The following is a 20,876-nucleotide window of genomic DNA, read 5'->3' on the forward strand; positions in this document are numbered from 1 at the left end:
CGGTTGGATGCAACCGCCCCCCTGGTGGACGCGCGGCCACGCGAACGCACCGCGAAACGGTAACAAGGTGGTCCACGGTTTCACGCGCCCAATACGGCCGCGTGAACTGTGGTTACGATCACGGCAGCCGGGGCGGTCAGCGGGTGGGGCAGCCCTCGCCGGAGAGGCTCTCGATGATCGTGCCGGTTTCCGTATAGAAGCAGCGTGACCGCCCCTCGCCGCCGGTGAGCAGCGGGAGCCCGTCCAGTTCGTCCACGGTGAGGGTCCCCCGTCGGTCCTGCGACACCCAGTCGATCTCCAGCCGCCAGGAGAGGACCCGGGGCTGGCCGGACTGCGCCCGCACGGGCAGCACCGACACCGACCTGGTGACGGCGAGCGGGAAGCGGACGCCCCCGGTCGATCGGGCGGGCTCGGCGTCGAGGTCGAACCGGAGCTCGTCGCCCCCGGGCTCGTCGCCCCCGGGGCCCCCGCAGGCGACGCCGACGGTGGTCGAGACCTCGGGCGGCTCGCTCCGCCCGGCCACCGCAGCCCGGATGCCCGTGACGGTGACGGTGGCATCCGAGCGGGACCGCAGGGTCAGCGTCACCCAGGCGGCGCCGGTCCGGGCGCCGCCGAGCCGGGTGAACCAGTCGGCCCAGTCCCCGGACGTGTACCGCCGCGGCGGGGCCGGGAGCCGGGCGGGCGACACCGCGGCGAGCACCGCGCCGTCGCACCACGCCCAGTCGACCGCGGCGACGACCGCGAGCGGCGGCGGCTCGTCGACCGGGGGCGGCGCGTTCAGGCTCGACTGTGTGGTCGTCGCCACGGTGCACGAGAGGATCGTGGTGCCCACCACGCCGGCGGTGAACCCGAAGGTCCGGCTGCGCTGCCGCGAGCGGGGGCCGCCGCCGGTCCCGGTACCGCCGCCTCCCGGTGCGTTGCCTCCCGGGCCTGCGCCGTCGCCGGGCCCCGCCTGCCGGTCCCGCCGGCGCGGAAGGAGCGACACGAGGCCGAGGAGCACGCTGGAGATCCCCGCGAACAGCCCGAACACGCTCGCGTACTTGTCCGCCCGGTCGATCCCCTCGGTGGCGAGGAAGACGATGGTCACCGGCACCAGGAAGACGAGGGCAGCGAGGAGCACGACGAGCAGGACGCGCGGCCGGTCGCCCGTGGCCCGGCGGCCGTCGTCCTCCGGCACGGCCGGCAGCGGGTCCGGGCCAGCGGGTTCGATCACCGTGCGAGCCTAGGCAGGCGGGCGGTGCCGTGGGAACGTCGTCCTGGCCGCCCGCCGGCGTCGCCCCGGGCCCGCCGCCGCGGGCTGGGCCCTCCGACCTGCGGGAACCCGCGCCCGGGCGGGGCGGCGGCGGGGAAGCTGTCACATGATTGACAGCCCGCCGCCTGCGTTCAGTGGATCGTCCGCCCCCGCACGTCCGGCACCCCGGACTTGCGGAAGAAGTACGTGTTGACCTGGTCGCGCCACTCGATCGCGCAGCGCAGCTGCTCCTCCAGCCGCTCGGCCACCCGGGCGTGCACCGCCGGGTCGATCACCCCGGCGAGGCGTCGCCACCGCTGCCGCATCCCGGCCACCTGCTGCACCCCGGCGAAGTGGGTGTCGTAGATGTGCTGGATGACGGTCGACCCGCTGCGCAGCACGTGCCCGTACGGGACGTGGTGGAAGAAGAGCAGCAGCTCGTCGGGGCAGTCGGACAGCGACTCGTACACCTGCGACCACGGCGGCGGATACTGCCCGGTGAAGCCGGTGCCGGTGGCGCGCGTGCGGTCCACGCCCACCCCGTCGCGGTCGGCGAAGTGGTAGGTGCCCCACCGCGAGTACTCGTAGCCGTCGACGTCGGGGCCGTAGTGGTGGCGGGCCGGGCTGACCATGAAGCCGACGCCCAGCGGGGCGGTGTACCGCTCGTAGGTGCGCCACGAGTCGTCCATGACGGCGTGCAGCGTCTCGCGCACCAGGGCCGGGTCCCCGACCGTCGACGCGGGGAAGGTGAGGTCGATCCACTCGTCGAGGACGGCGACCGGATCGAGGCCGGGGTCCCAGGCGAGCCGGCCGTAGGCGTACAGGTTGGCCTGGGCGAGGGGGTGCCCGGTCCAGAACGGGTCGTCGCCCACGTTGGCCACGGCGGCCAGGCCGCCGCCGGCCGCCGGCCCCGGCCCGGTGCCGGCGGCCACGTCGGCGACCGTCGGCCCGCCCGGCCCCCACGGCGCGAACGTCAGCGCCTCGCTCCAGCAGGGCGCGAGATAGCACACGTGCTGCTGCTGTCCCGTGTATTCCTGGGTGACCTGGAACTCCACCGCGAGCCGGGTCGCCGGCATCGCGGCCAGCACCGGCGACACCGGCTCCCGGGGCTGGAAGTCGATCGGGCCGAACTTCGCCTGCACCACCACGTTGTCGCGGAACCGGCCGTCGAGCGGGGCGAAGTGGTCGTACGCGGCCCGCGCCCGGTCGGTCGAGCGGTCCCGCCAGTCCTGCCGGTGGTTGTAGACGAACGCCCGCCAGTGCACCACGCCCCCGAACGGCGCGAGGGCCTCCGCGAGCAGGTTCGCGCCGTCGGCGTGGTCGCGCCCGTACGTGAACGGGCCCGGCTGCCCCTCCGAGTCGGCCTTCACCACGTAGCCGCCGAAGTCGGGGATGCGCGCGTAGACGCGGCGGGTGGCGGCGGCCCACCACGCGCGCACCGCCGGGTCGACCGGGTCGGCGGTCGACAGGCCGCCGAGGACGACGGGCGCGGCGAAGGTGACCGACAGGTGCACCCGCACGCCGTAGGGGCGCAGCGCGTCGGCCAGCTCGGCGACGTCGCCGAGGCGGTCGGTGAGCAGCCGCGCCTCGGTCGCGTGGACGTTGACGTTGTTCACCGAGATCGCGTTGACGCCGCACGCGGCCAGCAGCCGCCCGTACGTGCGGACCCGGTCGAGGTCGCGGCGTGCCGCCCCGGCCCGCCAGAAGATCGACCCGCCCGCGTAGCCCCGCTCGACCTGCCCCATCACCGGGTGCACGTCGACGTTGTCCCAGTGGTCGAGCATGCGCAGCGCCATCGCGGGGGCGTGCCGCCGGACCGGGTGGTCGCCCTCGAACGCCGCCGCGCCGAGACGCACCAGGTGGAACAGCCCGTACAGCAGGCCGGCCGGCGCGTCGGCCAGCATCACGGTGACGCCCTCGGCGCGGGCCAGCGCGAACCCCTCGCCGCCCAGCGGCCCGTCGGCCCCTGCCGCCCGGGCCAGCGCGGTCGCGGCGGCGGGCAGGGGACCGGCGTCGCGCAGGGCGAGCACCAGGTCCACCGCCCGGTCCCCGGCGGTCCGGTCCGCCCGGCCGCCGTGCCGGGCGCAGGCCCGCTCGACCTCGTCGAAGACGGTGTCGACGAGCACCCCGTCGCCCCGCACGAGGACGCGGCGCGAGCCGAGCGGGGCGAACGCCTCCGGCGGCAGCCAGGCGGCGTGCACGTCCCCACCGGGGCCCGCCGGGTCGTGGCCCGCGGCGTGGCCCGCGGCGGCGTGGCCCGCGGCGGCGGGGCCGGTCGTGGCGGAGGGCAGGCTCATGCGGTGAACTCCTCGCGGATCGTCTCGACCATCGGGGCGGCCACGCGCAGCAGCGCGAGGGCGCACACCGAGCCAGCGAGCGCGAGCACCGCCTCCGAGGTGACCGCCGTGACGGCGGCTCCCGCCACGAGCACCAGGGCCGTGCCGATGCCCACCCCGGGGGCGCGGACCGTGAAGTGCAGGGCGAGCCGGGCGACGTCGCGGGCCCGGAACGCGAACAGGGAGGTGATCACCAGCGCGTTCACCCCGACGAGGGCCGCCAGGGCGGCGACGCCGACCAGCGGCACCGCCCACCACCGGGGCACGCCCGCGACGTCCAGGTGGGCGAGGTTCACCGCGACGACGGTGAGCAACGCCAGCAGCGGCGCCCAGATCCGCAGCACCCCCGCCAGGTTGGCCCGGTAGCCGCGCCGGAACGCGGCGGCGGGCCGCAGGTCGGTCAGGTCGGGGCGCTGGTGGTGCAGCGCGTACAGCGCGGCCGACAGCGCCGGGCCCAGCGGCAACGCGCAGGCGGCGTAGAGCGGGATGTTGCTCGCGTCGGCGTCGAGCAGGACCAGCGGCACCAGGCCGGGCAGGCAGGCCAGCAGCAGGAGCAGCTCGACGACGAGCAGGGTGTAGACCCGCGCGGCGGACCGCGACAGCGGGCCCTCGCCGAACTGCCGGGCGGCCCGCGCGGCGTCGCCGCTCACGGCCGCCCGTCCCCGCCGGCCGGGACGCCGTCGCGTCGCCCGTCGCCGTCGTGGCCGTTTCCGTCGTGGCCGCCGACGCCGCGGCCGGGCAGGCCGAGCAGCCGGTCGTCGTCCCACCACGGCGGGGTCTCGTCGCGCACCGCGTCGATCTCGACCAGGGTCACCTCGTGCCGGGCGAGGGTGAGGTCGACCTCCACCCGGCCGCCCACCACCGGCAGGCTCCGGTGGCTGCGGGCCGGCTCGGCGGCCTCCCGCAGCGCGTCGAGCTGGCGCGGCAGCGGGGACCGGGGCCGGCCCATCTCGGCCCAGGCCGCCTGGACGTTGCCCGCCTCCTCGCTCACCGACGAGCGCGCCAGGTATGCGGACGTCGCCCCGGGCGCGTCCAGCGGCACCGACAGCGCCAGCGTGTGCCGCTCGGGCACCGGCGCGCGGCCGGTGACGTCCACCGGCGCCCACGCCAGCACCGTGACCCGGCCGTCGGTGTCGCGGGTGACCAGGTGGTCCGCCCCGCGCGCCAGCACCGCGTCGCCCATCCGGGCCAGGAACGCGTACAGGTGGTAGGTGGGCTTCTTGAGCTGCCGGTGGGTGAGCAGGCCGAAGCCGCCGTGCAACAGCGCCGTCGGGATCCCCGCCTCCTCGAACATGTCGCTGAACGTCCAGTACGAGAAGGAGTCGACCAGGTCGCCGCCGGCGGCCACCACGGGGGCGAGGTACGCGGCGTGGAACGCGGTGTCGTGGATCGGGTTGTCGGGTCGGTAGGAGGAGTTGAACTCGGTGATGTGCACGGGCAGCTCCGCCAGGGCGGTGCCGGCCAGCAGCCGGCACGGCGCGGCGAACTGCTCCAGCAGGTGTTCCGCCGGGGCGAGGGTCTGGTGGGTGCCGAACGGCACGTGCTGCGCCGGGCCGGAGGTGTAGGCGTGCCGGCTGACGAAGTCGCACGGGACGTCGCGCGCGGCGACGAACTCGGCGAAGGGCACCAGCCACTCGTCGGAGCCGGGGGAGATGGCCGGGCCGCCGACCTGGAGGGACGCGTCGACCTCCTTCACGGCGTGCGCCGACACCTCGTACAGCCGGTGGTAGGCGTCGCGGTCCGCATCCTGCCAGAAGGCCGTCAGGTTCGGCTCGTTCCACACCTCGATGGGCCAGCCGCGCACCTCGTCGAGGCCGTACCGGTCGACCAGGTGCGCGACCGTGGCCCGGACCAGGTCCGCCCACTCCGTCCAGGACGCCGGCGGGGTGACGTTGCCCTGCCACCAGAACACCGTCTGGTCGCCGGAGGCCAGGCCCGAGGGCATGAAGCCGAGCTCCACGAAGGGCCGGATCCCCAGCTCCAGGTACGCGTCGACGACCTGGTCGACGTACGTGAACGAGTGCCGTACGCGCCGCGAACCCGCGTGCTCGTAGGGGCGGTGCACGCCGACGCCGTCGCTGAGCAGGCCGTGCCCCCGGATGTGCCGGAAGCCGATGTCCCGCTGGACGAGCGCCAGCGAGTCCTGGTAGTCGCGCCGCAGCGCCAGCTCGAACCGGCCGGTGCCGACGCAGGCCCGCCAGGCGTCGGTCAGCCGGCCCGTGGGCCGCCCGGGTACGTGGATCCGCATCTCGTCCTTGTCCTGCTCGTCCTGCTCGTTGTGCTCGTCGTGCCGGCCGGGCCGCCGGTCCCGGCCGGACCCCGGTCGCGGGGCCCGGCCGGGACCGGACGGTCAGCCGTTGTCCTTCTTGAACCGCTCGTACGCCTTGTTGACCACGTCGATGTACTTGTCGGAGTTGCGGGCCTTCAGCTCACCGACGTAGGCGTCCCACTCGGTCAGCGGCCGCTGGCCGAGGATGAACTTCAGCGTGTTCTGGGTGACGTAGTCCTTCAGCGGCGTCTCCCACAGCGACACCTGCTCGCGTTCGGCGTCGGTGAGCGGTGCCGGCGGCGGCACCTCGATCGGCTTGCGGGTGTTCATCACCTTCTGGAACTCCAGCTCCTCCGGGGAGAAGAAGGACTGCACCAGGTCGAGCTTGCCGCCGTAGGCGAAGACCCCGTTGGCGAAGCCGAAGTCCTTCTGCAGGTGCTTGGTGCCCTTGGGGTTGAGCCCGATCATGTCGACGTCGGGGGCGGGCATCCGCTTGCCGGCGGCGTCCTTGACGAACGTGGTGCCCTCGATGCCCCACTTGGCGAACTCCTGGCCGGCGTCGGAGTAGTAGAGCCAGTCGATGAACTGCATCATCGCCACGAAGTTCTTGCTGTCCCGGGCCTTCTTGGAGATCATCACGCCGTTCTCCAGCCGGGAGGCGGGGTTGATCTCACCGGCCGGGCCGACCGGCAGCGGGATGTTGACCAGCTTCGCGTTGGGCAGGGTCTTGGCCAGGTCCGGCCGGTAGTCGTTGACCAGGGTCTGCGCGTTGCTGGTGATGACGAAGGACTTGCCGTTGGCCAGCTTCTGCCGGGCGGCCTCGTCGCTCTGGGTGAAGCTCTCCGGGTCGAGCAGCCCCTCGGTGACCAGCTTGTTGAGGTACTGGACCATCTGCTTGTACTGCTCGGTGGCCCCGGTGTAGACGAACTTCCCGGCGGCCGGGTCCCAGGTGTTGTGCTGGAACGACCAGCCGGCCTGGGTGCCCCAGGAGTTGCCGGCGATCCGCAGCAGCGCGCCGGCGGGGTTGGGCTTGCTCCACCGGTCCGAGTACGGGTACGAGTCCGGGTACTTCGCCTTCATCGCCTTGAGCACCGTGTAGAGCTCGTCCCACGTCTTCGGGACCGGCTGCTTGAGCTCGTCGAGGATGTCGGTGCGGACCGCGACCGTGTATTCCTGCCAGGGCTTCTCGTGCAGGCCCGGCAGCAGGTAGAACTTGCCGTCGGACTGGCGCAGCGTGTCGATCTCCGGCTTCAGCCCCCACTTGTCGATCTTGTCTTTGAGGTTCGGCATCAGGTCCAGGTAGTCGCTGACCGGCAGGATCGCGCCGGACGAGACGAACTGGTTCTCCGCCGGGTGGTAGGTCTTCGGGATGATCAGCGGGGCGTCGCCGGCACCGATGAGCAGGCTGCGCTTCTGCTCGTAGTCGCTCAGCGGCACGGCGACCGGTTCGAGTTTGACGTTCGTCCGCTTGGTCAGCTCCGACCAGAACAGCCACTCGTTCTTCAGAGGGTAGTTCGGGTGGTTGTTGTAGAGGATCGAGAAGGAGAGCGGCTCGGTGGCCGTGAACTGGGTCCCGACGCCGTAGTCCGCCATGGCACCGGCCCGGTTGCCGGACAGGTCCTTGGCGTCGCCGGCCTCCTCGGAGGAGCAGGCGACGAGGGTGAGGGTGAGCAGACTGGCCGCGGCTATGGCCGCGCGCCGCCACGTTCTGTGGAGCACGGCTCGTCCTTTCGCAAACGGTGGTGGGGTGGAGGGGAAACCTCGCCGGGCTACCCCTTGACCGCGCCGAGCATCACGCCCGACACGAAGTAGCGTTGGATGAAGGGGTAGACCGCCAGGATGGGCAGGGTGGTGAGCACGATGGTCACCGCCTGCAACGTCGCGGCGGCCTGGACGGCGTCGGACTCGGCCACGCCGCCGGCCGACTGGGCGCCGGTGGCCCCCGCGATGAGGTTGCGCAGGTAGACGGTCACCGGGAACATCTCCTGCTGGTCCAGGTAGAGGAACGCGGTGAACCAGGAGTTCCAGAACGACACCGCGTAGAACAGCACCATCGTGGCGATGATGGCCTTCGACAGCGGCAGCACGATCCGCAGCAGCGTCCCGTACGTGTTCAGCCCGTCGACGGCGGCGGCCTCCTCCAGCTCCTCCGGCAGGCTCTCGAAGAACGCCTTCATCACCAGCAGGTTGAACACGTTGATGGCGTTGGGCACCACCACGGCCCAGATGGTGTTCTTCATGCCCAGGCTGGTGATCAGCACGTAGTTGGGGATGAGCCCGCCGGAGAAGAACATGGTGAACACGGCGATGCCGACCAGCGCCCCGCGCCCCTTGAGCCGCGGCTTCGACAGCACGTACGCGTAGCAGGTGGTCAGCACGATGGAGATGGCCGTGGCGACCACCGTGTAGACCACCGTGTTGCGGTAGTTCGTCCAGAACAACGCGTCGGACATCACCAGCTTGTACGTCGTCAGGTTGAACCCGCGCGGGACGAGGTTCACCCGCCCGGCGATGATGTACGCCTCGTCGCTGAGCGAGCGGGCCACGATGTTGACGAACGGGTACAGCGTCACGATCACGACGCCGGTGAGGATGACGGCGTTGACCGCCTGGAAGACCCGGTAGCCCCGGGTGGGGCGGATCCCCTTCGGCCGGCGGGCCATCCGCCGGGTCTCGCCGGTCCCGGCGGCTTCCACGGTCACCACAGGCTCGTCCCCACCGTGCGCTTGGAGATGGCGTTCGCCGACAGGACCAGGGTCAGCCCGATCACGGCCTCGAACAGGCCGATCGCGGCGGCGTAGCTGAAGTTGCTCGACTCGAAGCCCATCCGGTAGAGGTACGTGGAGATCACGTCGCCGGTCGGATAGGTCAGCGGGTTGTACAGCAGCAGGATCTTCTCGAACCCGACCGCCATGAACGTGCCGATGTTGAGGATCAGCAGCGTCACCATCGTGGGCCGGATGCCGGGCAGCGTCACGTGCCAGGTCTGCCGCCACCGGTTCGCCCCGTCGATGCGGGCCGCCTCGTAGAGGTTCTCGTCGATCGTGGTGAGCGCGGCGAGGTAGAGGATGGTGCCCCAGCCGACGGTCTGCCAGACCTCGGAGGAGACGTAGATCGTGCGGAACCACTCCGGCCGTTGCAGGAACGGCACCGCCTCGCCGCCGAGGCCGCGCACGATCTGGTTGACCGTCCCGTCCATCGACGTCAGCTGCATGACCATGGCGGCCACGATCACGATGGACAGGAAGTGCGGCAGGTAGGACACCGACTGCACGAACCGCTTGAGCCGGCGGGCGCGGACCTCGTTGAGCAGCAGCGCCAGCACGATCGGCAGCGGGAAGCAGAACAGCAGGGTCAGCGTCCCCAGCACGAGGGTGTTGGTGAACACGTCCCAGAACGTCGGGTCGGCCAGGAACAGGCGGATGTAGCGCAGGCCCACCCAGGTCTCGCCGAACAGGCTGCCGCCGGGGGAGAACTTCCGGAAGGCGATCACGTTGCCGGCCATCGGCAGGTAGCGGAAGACCAGGAAGAACAGCAGCGGCGCCACGGCGAGGGAATAGAGCTGCCAGTCCTTGCGCAGCGCCTGCCGCCAGGTGCGGCGTCGCCCGCGGCGGCGCGGCGCGGGGCGGCCCGCCGGCGAGGGGGCGTCCCGCGTCGGGGGCACCGGCGGGGGATCGAGGGTGTCGGGGACGGTCATCGACGGCCTCCAGGACGGGGCGGAGGTGCCTAGGCGGACTGCGGGACGGCGGCCGGGGCGACCCGCGCCGTCGACACCAGCCGGCGGTGGTGGCCGACGGCGCGTTCGGCGCCGACGAGGCGCAGCGGGAGGGTGGCGGCGAACTCGCCGCTGGAGCGGCCCAGCCGCAGCTCCACGTCGCCGGGCTCGACGACGCGTCGGCCGTGCGCCCCGGTGAACGACGTGACGTCGGCGGGCACGCCGAACGTCACCCGGGCGCTCTCGCCCGGCGCGAGCGGGACGCGGGCGTAGCCGATCAGGCGGACCACCGGCCGGGTGGTCTGCGCGACCGGGTCGTGCAGGTAGAGCTGGACGACCTCGACGCCGGCCCGGTCGCCGGTGTTGCGGACCGTGACGTCGACCTCGACCTCGCCGTCGACCGCCCAGTCGAGGCGGTCGCCGCCGCCCGCGTCGGTGGTGGGGACGTCGTCGGCCCCGCGTACGCCCGCGTCGCTCCACTCGAACGTCGTGTAGCTCAGCCCGTGGCCGAACGGGAACGCCGGGGTGGGGTCGACCGACGACACCTCCGACCGGCGGCCCAGCGGCGGGTTGAGATAGGTCGACGGCAGGGCCCCGGCGTCCCGGGGCACGCCGACGGGCAGCCGCCCGGACGGGTTCACCGCGCCGGTGAGCACCTCGGCGATGGCCTGCCCGCCGCGCTGGCCGGGGAAGAACGCCTGCACGACGGCCGCGGCGGCCTCGACCTCGGGCCCGAGCGCGTAGGGCCGCCCGGCCAGCAGCACCAGCACCACGGGCGTGCCCGTGGCGAGCACCGCCCGGACCAGCTCGGGCTGCACCCCGGGCAGCCGCAGGTCGGTGGCGTCGCAGCCCTCGCCGGACGTGCCCCGGCCGAACATCCCGGACCGGTCGCCGACGGCGAGCACACACACGTCGGCCGCGGCGGCCGCCGCCACGGCCGCGGCGAAGCCGGCGGTGTCACCGCCGGTGACCGCGCACCCGGGGGCGTGGGTGAGCCCCGGCACCAGGCGGCCGAGGGCCTCGCGCAGGGAGGGCAGCTCCACGCCGAGCCCGTGCTCGGGGTGGCGCACCCCCACGTGGGAGGGGAACGTGTAGCAGCCGAGCATCGCCATCGGGTCGTCGGCGACCGGGCCGACGAGGGCGACGCGGCGGCCGGCCTCCAGCGGCAGCAGCCCGCCGTCGTTGCGCAGCAGCACCACCGACTCGCGGGCCAGGCGCAGGGCCACCTCCTGCGCGCCCGCGTCGTCGAGGCGCAGCCCGTCCACGCCGTCGGGCAGCGGCCGCCAGCCCGGGTCGAGCAGGCCCAGCTCGGCCTTCTGCGCCAGCACCCGGCGCAGCGCCCGGTCGACGAGCGCCTCGTCGACCGCGCCGGCCCGGACCGCCTCGACCAGCGCAGGACCGAACGCGTCCACGGTGGGCAGCTCCACGTCGATGCCGGCGCGCAGGGCCAGCCGCGCCGCCTCGACGCCGTCGGCGGCGACCCGGTGCAGCGTCTGGAGGAAGCGCACCGCGAAGTAGTCGGCGACCACCGTGCCGGTGAAGCCCCACTCGTCGCGCAGCAGCCGGGTCAGCAGGCCCTCGTCGGCGGCGGCAGGCAGGCCGTCGATCTCGGCGTAGGAGTGCATCACCGAACGGGCGCCGCCGAGGCGCAGCGCCATCTCGAACGGGGGCAGGATCACGTCGGCCAGCTCCCGGCGACCCATCGACACCGGGGCCAGGTTGCGTCCGCCGCGCGAGGCCGAGTAGCCCGCGAAGTGCTTGAGGGTGGCGACGACGCCGGCGGCCTCCAGGCCGCGCACGTAGGCCGCGCCGGTCGTGCCGACCAGGTACGGGTCCTCGCCGATGGTCTCCTCGGTGCGGCCCCACCGGTAGTCGCGGGTGACGTCGAGCACCGGCGCGAGCCCCTGGTGGACCCCGGCCGCCCGCATCGACCGGCCGATGTGGCCGGCCATCTGCTCGACCAGCTCGGGGTCGAAGGACGCGCCCCAGCCCAGCGGCGTCGGGTACACGGTCGCGCGCCAGGCGGCGAAGCCGGTGAGGCACTCCTCGTGCACCTGCGCGGGGATGCCGAACCGGCTCGCCGCCGCGATCTCGGCCTGGGACGCGGCCAGCGAGCGCGCGCCGGCCACGGGGTCGACCGGCGCGGTGCCGAACGGCCGGGTCAGCTGGCCGAGCCCGTGCCGGATGACGTCGTCCCACCGCAGCTCGCCGTCGACCATGTCGGCCTGGTGCGGCGCGACCCCCTCGCCGGAGGCGTCGGCGCCGACCCACACCCCGACCAGTTGGGCGACCTTCTCCTCCAGCGACATCAGCGGCAGCAGGGCGTCGGCGCGCTCGGTCGGGCTCAGCCGCGGGTCGCGCCACCGCGCGGCGTCCGGGGACGCCTCCGCGTCGTGCACGGGCAGCTGACTGTTCATGCCACACCCCTTCAGCCGGGCCCGGGAGGCTCCCCGGTGGCCCGCGACGACTGACGACGGCGAGCCGGCCCGAAATTTTCGGAAATCTCCGCGTGACCTATTTCGGGCAACTTAAGGGCCTTAAATGGGCATGTCAAGGCTCGTCCCGCCCGAAGCGGATCGACGGTGGTCATCGTACCCGGGCATCGCGCATGATACAGTCCTCGAAAATTTCGGAGAGGTTCCATGCCCCAGTTCGACCTGCCCCTCGACCAGCTCCGGCAGTACGTCCCCGCCGTGGCCGAGCCCGCCGACTTCGACGCGTTCTGGCGGGCGACCCTCGCGGCGGCGGCCGAGCACCCCGTGCTCGGCGAGGTCCGGCCCGAGCCGACCCACCTGCGCCTGGTCGACACCTGGGACGTCACGTTCGCCGGCTACGGCGGTGACCCGGTGCGGGCCTGGTACACCCGGCCCGCCGGGGCGGACGGGCCGCTGCCCGCCGTCGTGGAGTACGTCGGCTACGGGCGCGGCCGGGGCCTGCCGCACGAGCGCCTCACCTGGCCGGTGGCCGGCTACGCGCACCTGCTGATGGACGCCCGGGGCCAGTCCGGCCACTACGCGGCCGGCGACACCCCCGACCCGCGCGCCGGCGCCCAGGGCGGCCCCTGGCCGGTGACCTGGGGCATCCTCGCGCCCGAGAACTACTACTACCGGCGATTGATCACCGACGCCGTGCGGGCCGTGCAGGCGGCCCGCGCGCTGCCGGGCGTCGACCCCGGCCGGGTCGTCGTCGCCGGCAACAGCCAGGGCGGGGGGATCGCCCTCGCGGTGGCGGGCCTCGTCGACGACCTGGCGGCCCTGATCACCACCGCGCCCTTCCTGTGCCACGTCCAGCGGGCCATCGAGATCACCGACGCCGAGCCGTACGGCGAGATCGCCCGCTACCTCGCCGCCGACCGGACGGCCGAGGACGCGGTGCGGCGCACCCTGTCCTACGTCGACGGCGTCGCCTTCGCCCGCCGGGCGGTCGCGCCCGCGCACTTCGGCGTCGGCCTGCGCGACACCGTGTGCCCGCCGAGCACCGTGTTCGCCGCCCACAACCAGTACGGCGCCGCCAACGGCCGGCCGGGGCCGCCGCAGCGGGTGATGCACGTCTACCCGTTCAACGGCCACGAGGGCGGGGAGGCGGTGCAGGTCCGTCGGCAGCTCGCGTGGCTCGCCGGGGTGCTCGCCGCGCCGGGCGACGCCACCGGCCCCGCCACCGACACGACGGAGGAGACCGCGTGAGGATCGTCGACGCCCGGGTCATCGTGACCTGCCCGGGCCGCAACTTCGTCACCCTGAAGATCGTCACCGACGAGGGCGTCACCGGGGTCGGCGACGCCACCCTCAACGGTCGCGAGCTGGCCGTCGAGGCGTACCTGCGCGAGCACGTGGTGCCGCTGCTGATCGGGCGCGACCCGGCCCGGATCGAGGACACCTGGCAGTACCTCTACCAGGGGGCGTACTGGCGGCGCGGCCCGGTCACCATGAGCGCCGTCGCGGCGGTGGACACCGCGCTGTGGGACATCAAGGGCAAGGTCGCCGGCCTGCCGGTCTACCAGCTGCTCGGCGGCCGGTCCCGCGAGGGCGTCACCGTCTACGGCCACGCCAACGGCGAGACCGTGGACGAGGTGCTGGCCGAGGTGGCCCGCTTCGTCGACCTCGGCTACCGGGCGGTGCGCGTGCAGTGCGGCGTGCCGGGCCTGGCCAAGACGTACGGCGTGAGCGCCGACAAGATGTTCTACGAGCCGGCCGACGCGGCGCTGCCCACCGAGACGGTCTGGTCGACGGCCCGCTACCTGGCCCACACCCCCGACGTGTTCGCCCGGGTCCGCGAGGAGTTCGGCCCGACCCTGCGGCTGCTGCACGACGTGCACCACCGGCTCACCCCCATCGAGGCGGCCCGGCTCGGCCGCAGCCTGGAGCCGTACGCGCTGACCTGGCTGGAGGACCCGGTCCCCGCCGAGTTCCAGGAGGGCTTCCGGCTCATCCGGCAGCACACCACCACGCCGATCGCCACCGGCGAGGTGTTCAACTCCGTCTGGGACGCCACCACGCTCATCCGCGAGCAGCTCATCGACTACGTCCGCACCACCGTGGTCCGGGCCGGCGGCATCACCCACCTGCGGCGCATCTTCGACTACGCCGCGCTGCACCACGTGCGCAGCGGCTCGCACGGCGCGACCGACCTGTCGCCGGTCTGCCTGGCCGCCGCCCTGCACCTGGACCTCGCGATCCCGAACTTCGGCCTCCAGGAGTACATGCGGCACACCGAGGAGACCGACGCGGTCTTCCCGCACCGCTACCACTTCGCCGACGGCTACCTGCACCCCGCCGAGACCCCGGGGCTCGGGGTGGACATCGACGAGGAGGCCGCCGCCCGCTACCCCTACTCCCCGGCGTACCTGCCGGTCAACCGGCTGGAGGACGGCACCCTGCACCCCTGGTGACGCCGCCGGCCGGCAAGCCGCGCGGGGGCGCGGTGTCGGAGGGATCTTGTAGCGTCCGGGCCCGTGAGCGCCCAACAGACGTACAGGTACCTCGGATCCTCCGCCCTGAGCCGGTCCGGCCTCGCCCTGTCCACCAGCGGCGGGCCCGCGCCGAACCCCCGCTTCTTCAGCGGCTTCCTCACCACGCCGCAGGCCGCCGCCGTCGGGCTGCTCGCGGTCGCCGAGGTCGCCCGCACCCGCTACTTCCGGCCGGTGAGTCCGGCCAGCCTCGACCCGGTGGTCACGGGCAGCCGCGACCGGCTGCGCTTCGAGTCGTTCTCCGGCTGCTGCGGCGTCTACGCCCGCCTGGACGCCCTGCCCGAGGGGCTCGACGGCGACGTGCTGGAACACGGCACCACCAACGTGGACGTCAACAACCCGCTGCGCGAGGCGCTGTCGCGCGTCGGCGGCCTCGACCCGCTGCGCCTGTCCGTCGGCCCCGACGACCTCACCGTGGAGACGATGGACGGCGCGGTCGTGGAGAAGAAGGTGCCGCTGCCGCAGCGGTGGCTGCGGGGCTTCGCCGAGGTGCAGGTGCTCGCCGCCGGGTTCGAGCCGCGCGCCCAGCTCGCGGCGGCCGAGGCGGCGACGTTCCTGCGCCGGCTGCCCACCGCCACCGACCGGTCGGTGCTCTGGGCCGTGCCCGCCGGGCGGAGCCTGCGGCTGACCTCCCGGCCCGTGGCCGGCGCGGTCTGCCTGGCCGGCGCGGGCCGGCTCGCCGCCCTGCGCGGCCTGCTGCGCCACGCCCGCACCCTGACCGTCTACGGCCCGACCGTCGCGCCCGGCGTCGGGGCGCTGCCCAGCACCTGGGAGCTGGACACCGGGGCGCTGCGGCTGTCGCTGACCCTGTCGCCCGAGCCCTACCGGGGCTTCTCCGGCGAGGGCGCCGCGCTGGCCGCCCTGGCCGGCGACGACGTCGCCGACGACGCCGAGCTGGTCTCGGCGCTGCTGGCCTGGGACCCGACGATCGACGTGGACGCCCTGGCGACCTCCGCCGGCCTCGACGCGGCCCGGGTGCGGGGCGCCCTCGCCCAGCTCGGCACCGCCGGCCGGGTCGGCTACGACGTCGCCGAGGCGGCGTACTTCCACCGCGTGATGCCCTACGACGCCGGCCGGGCCGAGCGCGACAACCCCCGCCTGGTGGGCGCGCGGGCGCTGGTCGAGTCCGGCGCCGTCGACCCCGACGACGCCGGGGCCACCGTCCGCAGCGCGGGCCAGGTCTACCGGGTCCGGCGGCTCGCCGACGACGCGTACACCTGCACCTGCCCCTGGTGGGCCAAGCACCGCGGCCAGCGCGGGCCGTGCAAGCACGCGCTGGCCACCCGGATGGCCGGCGTCGGCGAGCGGGAGGCGGTGTGAAGTCCACTGTCCGGCGTCGGTGGGAGCTGGCGGCCGGCGGCAGCAGCGACCTGTTCGACCTCGTCGACGCCGGGTCGGCCGACCTCGTCGCCGCCGCCCTGACCGGGCTGCCCGAGCAGCGCCGCCGGGCCGTCGGCGTCGAGCTGACCGAGTGGTTCAAGACGCGCCGGTCCACCTTCTGGGGCAGCGCCAAGGGCACCGCCCTGGCCGTCGCCGTGGTCGGCTGCCTGCCCACGGCCGCCCAGGCCGCCGCGCTGCTGAGCCGCCGGTCCGTCGCCATCGACGGCGACCGGGCGGCCCGGCTCGTCCGCGTCGTCGCCGTCGAGCGGGGCATCGACTGGCTGCCCGAGCTGGCCCGCCGGCTGGCCGACAAGCTGACCCGCGACGTCTGGCTCGGGCACTGGCGGTTCGTCGCGGGGCTGCTGCCCGCCGACGCCGCGCCGCCGACCGGGGAGCGCTTCGTCGAGCTGTGGGTGCAGTCGCTGGGCATGCCCGACCGCCGCCGCGGCGCGCCCGTGCCGCTGGTCGACCGGCTCCGCGCCGACCCGCTGCTGCCGGCGCTGCTGCCCCGGCTGTTCGAGATCGACGGGCTCGGCGGGCCGATGATGTTCGACGAGGTCCACACCGACTGGGAGAACCGGCGGCGTCACGTCCTGCCGACCGCGCTCGCGCAGCTCGCCGCCGAGGGCGTCGTCGACCGGGCCGCCCTGCTCGACGGCGCGCTCGGCCGGCTCCTGCGTGGCGACCGCCCGGCGGCGCTGCGCGCGTTCACCGTCCTGCTGCACGAGCTGCAACCCACCTCGCAGGAGGTCGCCGCCCGTGCCACCGACTACCTGCGGCTGCTCGCCGACGCCCCGGCCCCCGTCGCCGTCATGGCGCAGAAGGCCCTGCGCGCCCTGCCCGACCCCGAGCCGGAGGCGGTGCTCGCGGCCTCCCGCGAGGTGCTGCTGCGCCCCGACAAGGCGCTGGTGCGCGGCCAGCTCGCCTGGCTCGACCGGCTCGTCCGCCGGCACCCGGACCGCGCGGCCCAGATCGCCGAGGTGATCGCCGTCGCGGCGGGGCACCCCGCCGTCGATGTGCGCGACCGGGCCGCGGCCCTGACCGCCCGGCACGGCCCCGCCCCGGCCGCCGCCGACGCCGCCCCGGCCGCCGAACCGGCGTCGGCCGGCGGTCCGGCGGCCGCCGGCGCGCGCGGCGACGACCTGCCCCACCCCGGCCCGCCCGCGCCCGCGCCGGCCCCGATCACCGACCTCGACGAACTCACCGAGGAGGTCGCCGCGCTGGTCGGCACCGAACACCGCGGCGAGCCCCTCGACCGGATCCTCGACGGGCTGGTCCGGCTCGCCCCCACCGACGGCCCGCGGCTGCGCGCCGCGCTCGACCCGGTCCTCGCCCGGCGGCACTGGGCCTGGGCCAACGAACACACCTGGGACCCGTGCTGCCTGTGCGGCCTCGTCAGCGACCTGCTGGAGACCGCCGGCGTGCCCCGCCCGGCCGCCCCGCAGCGCGGCCGATGGGCCGCGCTGCTCGCCGCCGTGCGGCGCCCCGGCCCGGCGGGGCCGGCGCGTGAGCTGACCCGCACCGACCCCCGGGTGCCGGCGCCGCACGCCCTGCTGCGCGCCCGCCTGGCCGAGATCGGCCACCACCTCGGCGAGCCCGGCCACCCCGGCCTGCTCGCCGCCCCCACCTCGGCCAACGGGGCGCTCGACCCGCTGGCCCTGCTGGAACGGCTCACGGCGCTCGGCGAGCGCCAGCCCTGGCGGTGGGACCTCACCCAGGCGCTGCTGCGGCTGCCCACCGGCGTCGACGACACCCTCGCCGGCAAGGCGGAGGCGCTGCGCACCCCGGCCGGTGACCGGATGGCCGCCTGGCTGCGCGCCGGCGGGCTGCCCGACCCGGTCGCCCGGCTCGTCCCGCAGGCCCGCCGCCCCCGCCGGGTCGGCCACGACTGGGAGCACGGCCAGTTCCCGCCCCGGCGGATCGCGGTCGAGCTGCGTCCCCCGGCCGGCCACCCCGACCCGTACGGGCTGCTGACCGTCGACCCGCCGCCGATGGAGACGGACCACGCCACCTGGGCACGGATGTGGCCGTCGGTGCTGCCGCACCACCTCGGCGTCGTCGCCGCGTACATGCTGCCGCAGGTGACCGCCGCCGCCGACCTGGACCGGCGCGACGGCGCGCTGGCGCTGCCCCTGCTCGCCGAGTGCGGCGGCACCGGCGGGCCCGCCGTCGACGTGGCGCTGGCCTACGGGCTCGCCGCGCGCCACGGCGTCGACCGGGTCGCCGCGTTGGACGCCCTGCTCGGCCTGGCCGCGACCGGCCGGCTGGACGCCGCCGGGGTGGGCGCGCGGCTGGGTGACCTGGGCGCGGGCCAGCTGGTGAAGCTGACCCGGGCCGTCGAGCCGCTGCGCGACGCGGCCGGCGCGGGCGCGCCGCGCAGCGTGTGGCGGCTGCTCGCCGCGGCGCTGCCGCCGCTGCTCGCCGCGCCGACCCCGCCCCGGGGCCTGCCCGACCTGCTGACCCTGGCCACCGAGACGGCCACGGCCACCGGGGCGCGCGTCGAGGTGCCGGGGCTGGCCGAGGTGGCCGGGCGCGGCGGGTCGAGCCGGGTGGTGACCGAGGCGCGCCGCCTGCACCGGGCACTGACCGCCGGCTGACCGCCGGTCAGCCGGCGGCGGGGGCGGCGAGCGGGACGCTGTCGCGCAGCGCCCAGTCGCGGCTGATGTCGGCGGCGGTGCGCAGCAGGCGCGGCAGGTGCTCGTCGACCAGGGTCTCCACGCTGGTGTCCGCCGCGTGCACGGTCACGTTCAGCGCGGCGACGATGCGGCCGTCGCCGTTGCGCACGCCGGTGGCCACCGAGCGGATGCCGGGGGCGAGGTCCTGGTCCGCGAGCGCCCAGCCCTTGGCCCGCACGTCGCGCAGCGCCCGGTCCAGCTCGGCCCGGTCCGGCTGCCACCGCGAGACGACCCCGGAGCGGCCCGGCTCGGCCAGGGCCCGGTCCAGGTCGGCGGGGTCGAGCGCGGCGAGCAGGACCTTGCCCATCGACGTGGCGGGGGCGGGGAAGCGGGTGCCGATGGTCACCGCCAGGGTGACGATCTTCGGTACGGCGACCCGCGCGACGTAGACGATGTCGCCCCCGTCGAGCTGGGCCATCGAGGTGGACTCGCCGGTCTGCCCGACGAGCCGCTGCATGTGCGGCCGGGCGACGTCCCACATGGTCAGCGAGTTGATGTAGGACATGCCGAGCTCCAACACCCGGGGGGTGAGCGCGTAGCCCCGGTCGGCGACCCGGACGTAGCCGAGCTCCTCCAGGGTGAGCAGGATGCGGCGGACGGTGGGCCGGGCCAGACCGGTGACGCCCGCGATCTCGCTGAGCGTCATCACCGCCTGGCCCGGCCGGAAGCAGCGCAGCACGTCGAGCCCGCGGGCCAGGGCCTCGATGAAGTCCGGTCCCGCCTCGCGTGCCATCGGGCTCCCTCCGTCCGTGCTCGACCGGCCGCCCGGGCGGTCACCCGGGCGGCAGGCTAATGCTTCCACTGGGCCGAGCCGGCGTCCCACTCGGTGTACGTGTACGGGTTGTCGAGCACCGCGGTGGCCGGGATGTCGGGGTTCATGCCCGTGCGCCACGCCTCCTCGCCCATGGCGTCCATCAGGTACGACACCGTCGCCTCGACCCCGCGCCGCGCGGCGGCCAGGTCCACCCCGACCAGCCGGTGCTCGTGCTTGACCACCCGGCCGTCGACCAGCACGGTGTGCACGTCGCCGCGCTGCGCCTGGAAGGCCACGTGCCCGTAGGGGTTGAGCAGCGGGAACATCACCGGCGAGGCGTCGTTCTTGAGCAGCACCACGTCGGCCCTGCGGCCAACCTGGAGGCTGCCCACCTGCGAGTCCATGCCGAGGGCGCGGCTGCCGCCCCGGGTGGCCCAGTCGACGACGTGCTCGGCGCGCAGGTGGGCGTGGGTGACGGTCTCCTGGCGGGCGTGCGCGTCGAGGTGCTCCCGGGCGCGGTCCGCGCCGAGGGTGGCGCGCATGGCCGAGAAGAGGTCGCCGCTCCACCAGACGCTGGTGTCCATCGACAGCGAGACGCCGATGCCGTGCCGGCGCAGCGCCCAGGTGGGCGGGTAGCCCTGGCCGGCGCTCTGCTCGCTCTCGGTGGACACCGACACGGAGCCGCCGGTGGCGGCGATGCGGTGGTACGAGTCGGGGTTGAGCGTGGCGGCGTGCACGTAGACCGTGGACGGGGTCATGAAGCCGTGCTCGTGCATGAGCCGGATGCCGTCGTCGTTGGTGGCGCCCCACACCCCGGCGTGGGTGGTCACCGGCACGTCCAGCTCCCGGGCGACCTCGAAGGCGGCCTTCTCGGGGAACGACGGGTCGCCGGTGACGTCGAAGGCGAGCTGGAAGCCGAGGCGGCCCCCGTCGATGCGCCGGCGGTGGAAGTCGCGGAACTCGGGGCTGGTGGCCCACTCCCAGGGGCCCTGCTGGATGTTGCCGTAGGCGAGGACGAACCGGCCGGGCACGGATTCGAGGGCGTCGGCCGCCGCGTCGGCGTGCTCGACGGTGCGCAGGCCGTGCGACCAGTCGACGGTGGTGGTGACCCCGGCGTCGATCGCCTCCAGGGCGGCGAGCACGTTGCCGGCGTGCACGTCCTCGGGGCGGAACAGCCGGCCGTGGTCGAGGTAGTACCAGACGAAGTACTGGGTGAGGGTCCAGTCGGCGCCGTAGCCGCGCATGGCCGTCTGCCACATGTGCCGGTGCGTGTCGATCATGCCGGGCATGAGGATCCCGCCGGTGGCGTCGATCTCGACCGCGTCGGCGGGCGCTTCGAGGCCGACGCCCACGGCCGCGATGCGGCCGCCGACGACGAGGACGTCGGCGTCCGGCAGCACCGTGTGCCGGTCGTCCATGGTCAGCACCAGCCCGTTGCGGAACACCACCGGCCGGCCGTGCGCCGTCGGGTCGCCTGCGCTCATCGCGGCCACCACCCCTTCCCGGGTCGGGGCCCGCCCATCCTGCGGACGGATGTCCGTGCAGCGGTC

At 74.7% G+C, this 20,876-nt stretch carries 14 protein-coding genes; 4 read left to right on the forward strand and 10 right to left on the reverse strand.

Translation table 11 applies throughout. The features are described from left to right. Positions 1-136: 136 nt before the first annotated feature. The 8 genes from O7633_RS01895 to O7633_RS01930 form a co-directional block, all read right to left on the reverse strand. Positions 137-1,213, reverse strand: a complete 1,077-nt coding sequence (locus O7633_RS01895) for a hypothetical protein (RefSeq protein WP_282325631.1) — start codon at positions 1,211-1,213, stop codon at positions 137-139. Positions 1,214-1,383: 170 nt separating this feature from the next. Beyond that, positions 1,384-3,528: an alpha-glucuronidase gene (locus tag O7633_RS01900; protein WP_282325632.1), complete on the reverse strand. Its 2,145-nt coding sequence runs from the start codon at positions 3,526-3,528 to the stop codon at positions 1,384-1,386. After that, a complete protein-coding gene (locus tag O7633_RS01905) occupies positions 3,525-4,217 on the reverse strand; it encodes a hypothetical protein (RefSeq protein WP_278134948.1) in 693 nt (230 codons plus the stop codon). The genes O7633_RS01900 and O7633_RS01905 overlap by 4 nt, the downstream gene beginning before the upstream one ends. Beyond that, a complete protein-coding gene (locus tag O7633_RS01910) occupies positions 4,214-5,815 on the reverse strand; it encodes a xylan 1,4-beta-xylosidase (protein ID WP_282325633.1) in 1,602 nt (533 codons plus the stop codon). The genes O7633_RS01905 and O7633_RS01910 overlap by 4 nt, the downstream gene beginning before the upstream one ends. 102 nt (positions 5,816-5,917) lie before the next feature. After that, complete coding sequence (locus tag O7633_RS01915) at positions 5,918-7,555, reverse strand: extracellular solute-binding protein (protein ID WP_278134950.1); 1,638 nt, start codon at positions 7,553-7,555, stop codon at positions 5,918-5,920. 50 nt (positions 7,556-7,605) lie between these two features. Further along, entirely contained in the window at positions 7,606-8,538 is a 933-nt protein-coding gene (locus O7633_RS01920; protein WP_282325635.1) for a carbohydrate ABC transporter permease, read from the reverse strand. Continuing rightward, positions 8,535-9,533, reverse strand: a complete 999-nt coding sequence (locus O7633_RS01925) for an ABC transporter permease subunit (RefSeq protein WP_282325636.1) — start codon at positions 9,531-9,533, stop codon at positions 8,535-8,537. Before O7633_RS01925 ends, O7633_RS01920 begins: the two co-directional genes overlap by 4 nt. A gap of 29 nt (positions 9,534-9,562) precedes the next feature. Then, positions 9,563-11,968 carry a glycoside hydrolase family 3 N-terminal domain-containing protein gene (locus tag O7633_RS01930; RefSeq protein WP_282325637.1) on the reverse strand — a complete coding sequence of 802 codons (2,406 nt, stop codon included), beginning with the start codon at positions 11,966-11,968 and terminating at the stop codon, positions 9,563-9,565. 225 nt (positions 11,969-12,193) lie between these two features. Between O7633_RS01930 and O7633_RS01935 the strand changes: the two genes are divergently transcribed. From O7633_RS01935 to O7633_RS01950, 4 genes are all read left to right on the forward strand, one after another. Continuing rightward, positions 12,194-13,234 (forward strand): acetylxylan esterase, encoded by a 1,041-nt coding sequence (locus O7633_RS01935; RefSeq protein WP_282325638.1) that lies wholly within the window; start codon positions 12,194-12,196, stop codon positions 13,232-13,234. Continuing rightward, the gene (manD, locus tag O7633_RS01940) at positions 13,231-14,439 is read left to right on the forward strand and encodes a D-mannonate dehydratase ManD (protein WP_282325639.1); all 1,209 of its coding nucleotides are present in this window, start codon (positions 13,231-13,233) and stop codon (positions 14,437-14,439) included. The genes O7633_RS01935 and manD overlap by 4 nt, the downstream gene beginning before the upstream one ends. 63 nt (positions 14,440-14,502) lie before the next feature. Beyond that, positions 14,503-15,837, forward strand: a complete 1,335-nt coding sequence (locus tag O7633_RS01945) for an SWIM zinc finger family protein (RefSeq protein WP_278134961.1) — start codon at positions 14,503-14,505, stop codon at positions 15,835-15,837. Next, positions 15,834-18,494, forward strand: coding sequence for a DUF6493 family protein (locus tag O7633_RS01950; RefSeq protein WP_282325640.1), 2,661 nt, complete (start codon positions 15,834-15,836; stop codon positions 18,492-18,494). Before O7633_RS01945 ends, O7633_RS01950 begins: the two co-directional genes overlap by 4 nt. Positions 18,495-18,501: 7 nt before the next feature. Here O7633_RS01950 and O7633_RS01955 read toward each other — a convergent pair whose 3' ends face one another. Together O7633_RS01955 and O7633_RS01960 are read right to left on the reverse strand one after the other, a co-directional pair. Further along, positions 18,502-19,305, reverse strand: coding sequence for an IclR family transcriptional regulator C-terminal domain-containing protein (locus O7633_RS01955; protein ID WP_278134964.1), 804 nt, complete (start codon positions 19,303-19,305; stop codon positions 18,502-18,504). A gap of 56 nt (positions 19,306-19,361) precedes the next feature. Then, complete coding sequence (locus O7633_RS01960) at positions 19,362-20,810, reverse strand: amidohydrolase family protein (protein ID WP_282325642.1); 1,449 nt, start codon at positions 20,808-20,810, stop codon at positions 19,362-19,364. Positions 20,811-20,876 lie beyond the last annotated feature (66 nt).

It is taken from the genome of Micromonospora sp. WMMD712, assembly GCF_029581295.1.
GTDB lineage: Bacteria > Actinomycetota > Actinomycetes > Mycobacteriales > Micromonosporaceae > Micromonospora > Micromonospora carbonacea.

Coding starts and splice junctions, on each gene's coding strand:
- O7633_RS01900 (WP_282325632.1), bottom strand. CDS start 3,528: ATGAGCCTGCCCTCCGCCACGACCGGCCCCGCCGCCGCGGGCCACGCC.
- O7633_RS01930 (WP_282325637.1), bottom strand. CDS start 11,968: ATGAACAGTCAGCTGCCCGTGCACGACGCGGAGGCGTCCCCGGACGCC.
- O7633_RS01910 (WP_282325633.1), bottom strand. CDS start 5,815: ATGCGGATCCACGTACCCGGGCGGCCCACGGGCCGGCTGACCGACGCC.
- O7633_RS01925 (WP_282325636.1), bottom strand. CDS start 9,533: ATGACCGTCCCCGACACCCTCGATCCCCCGCCGGTGCCCCCGACGCGG.
- O7633_RS01935 (WP_282325638.1), top strand. CDS start 12,194: ATGCCCCAGTTCGACCTGCCCCTCGACCAGCTCCGGCAGTACGTCCCC.
- O7633_RS01955 (WP_278134964.1), bottom strand. CDS start 19,305: ATGGCACGCGAGGCGGGACCGGACTTCATCGAGGCCCTGGCCCGCGGG.
- O7633_RS01960 (WP_282325642.1), bottom strand. CDS start 20,810: ATGAGCGCAGGCGACCCGACGGCGCACGGCCGGCCGGTGGTGTTCCGC.